Source organism: Devosia sp. (genome assembly GCF_017307495.1).
Classification (GTDB): domain Bacteria; phylum Pseudomonadota; class Alphaproteobacteria; order Rhizobiales; family Devosiaceae; genus Devosia_A.
Map to the genome: position 1 here is coordinate 1 of NZ_JAFKHE010000007.1, position 2,230 is coordinate 2,230.

General features: G+C 65.5%; 1 protein-coding gene and 1 pseudogene. Both read left to right on the top strand.

Annotated elements, in window-relative coordinates:
- Window positions 1–117 precede the first annotated feature (117 nt).
- Window positions 118–1,611 (top strand): annotated as a pseudogene (istA, locus tag J0I99_RS00195) (IS21 family transposase); the annotation flags it as partial.
- Window positions 1,612–1,616: 5 nt separating this feature from the next.
- The coding region (gene istB / locus J0I99_RS00200) for an IS21-like element helper ATPase IstB (protein WP_291395057.1) at window positions 1,617–2,230 on the top strand (614 nt) is incomplete at its 3' end.

Sequence of the window (2,230 nt, forward strand, 5' to 3'; positions counted from 1 at the left end):
TGTGAATCGGCATGCAATTTTGACCCCGTAGACGGGAGGATCGGCGTCCAATTTTGACCCCCCTCGTGAAGTCGATCTGCGACCATCCGTTCGTTTTGGCGAGCGGGTGGAGAGGGGATGAAGTCAGTGGATACGATCGCCCGTGTTCGGCGTGCCTTTCATGTGCAGGGGTGGTCGCTCAAGCGGATCTGCCGCGAGCTGCACGTGTCGCGCAATACGGTCCGCAAGATCCTCAGGTCCGACGAGACGTCATTCTCCTACGAGCGTGAGCGACAGCCGCAGCCGAAGATCGGACCGTGGAAGGACCAGCTCGACGGGCTCCTGAACGGCAATCTCGGCAAGGCGGCCCGCGAGCAACTGACGCTGATCCGGATCTACGAGGAGCTTCGCGCGCTCGGCTATGAGGGCGGCTACGACGCCGTGCGCCGATACGCGGGGAGCTGGGCGAAGACGAGAGGATCGGCGGCGGCCGAGGCCTACGTGCCGCTGTTCTATCCTGCGGGCGACGCCTACCAGTTCGACTGGAGCCACGAGATCGTGCTGATCAACGGCGTCACCGTGACCGTGAAGGTCGCTCACGTCCGGCTCTGCCACAGCCGCATGATGTTCGTCCGGGCCTATCCGCGCGAGACGCTGGAGATGGTGTTCGACGCCCATGACCGGGCCTTCGCCTTCTTCGGCGGCGCCTGCACGCGCGGCATCTACGACAATATGAAGACGGCGGTGGAGACGGTCTTCGTCGGCAAGGACCGCCAATACAATCGTCGCTTCCTGCAGATGTGCAGCCACTATCTGGTGCAGCCCGTCGCCTGCACGCCGGCGTCGGGCTGGGAGAAGGGGCAGGTCGAGAACCAGGTCGGGCTGGTGCGCGAGCGCTTCTTCACGCCGCGGCTACGCTTCAGGAGCTACGAGGAACTGAACGCCTGGCTGCTCGACAAATGCGTCGCCTATGCCAAGGCCCACCGCCATGTCGACCAGCCGGAGCGCACGATCTGGGACGTATTCGAGGAGGAGCGCGGCAAGCTGGTCGAGTATCGCGGCCCCTTCGACGGATTCCATAGCGTTCCCGCCTCGGTGACGAAGACGTGCACCGCGCGCTTCGACAACAACAAATACTCGGTGCAGTCGACGGCCGTCGGCCGCCCGGTCGAGATCCAGGCCTATGCCGATCGTATCGTCATCCGCCAGGACGGCGTCGTCGTTGGCGAACATGCCCGCTCGTTCGGCCGCAACCAGACGGTCTACGACCCGTGGCACTACGTGCCGGTGCTGGCCCGCAAACCAGGCGCCCTGCGCAACGGCGCACCATTCCAAGGGTGGGAGCTGCCGCCGGGAATGGAGCGGGTGCGGCGCAGGCTGAAGGGCGCCGACGACGGCGATCGGCAGATGGTGGCGATTCTGACGGCGGTGCTGTCGGACGGTCTCGACGCCGTCGAGGCTGCCTGCCAGCAGGCGCTCGCCGAGAACGTCTGCTCGTCCGCCGTCATCCTCAACATCCTGGCCCGACGCCGCGATCCGGCGCCGGCCGTCACCATCCTCACCCCGGATGCGCTTCGCCTAGCTCACGAGCCGCAGGCCGATTGCGCTCGCTACGACAGCCTCAGGAGGGCAAGCTGATGGAACGCACCCAGGTTCTGGACCTGATGGGAACGCTGAAGCTCTACGGCATGCGCAGCGCCTACGACGAGATCATGACCACTGCGATCAAGCGTCAGCACGAGCCGCCGAGGGTGGTCGGCGACCTGCTGTCGGCCGAGATCGCCGAGAAGCAGGCGCGCTCGATCAAATACCAGCTTACCGTCGCCAAACTGCCACTGGCCAAGGACATCGATGACTTCGACTTCGTAGGCACGCCCGTCAACGAGACGCTCGTGCGTGACCTCGCCACCGGTGCCTTCGTCGCCGACCAGCGCAACGCCGTCCTCATCGGCGGCACCGGCACGGGCAAGTCGCATCTGGCCATCGCGATCGCCCGGGCCCTCATCCGCAGTGGCGCCCGCGGCCGCTTCTTCAACGTCGTCGATCTCGTCAACCGGCTTGAGACCGAGCATCGCTCCGGCAAGCAGGGACGCATCGCCGACTACCTGACCCGGCTCGACTTCGTCGTGCTCGACGAACTGGGCTATCTCCCCTTCGCCCAGGCGGGCGGCCAGCTCCTCTTCCACCTGGTCAGCCGGCTCTACGAGCGGACCTCGATCATCGTCACTACCAACCTTGCCTTCGGGGAATG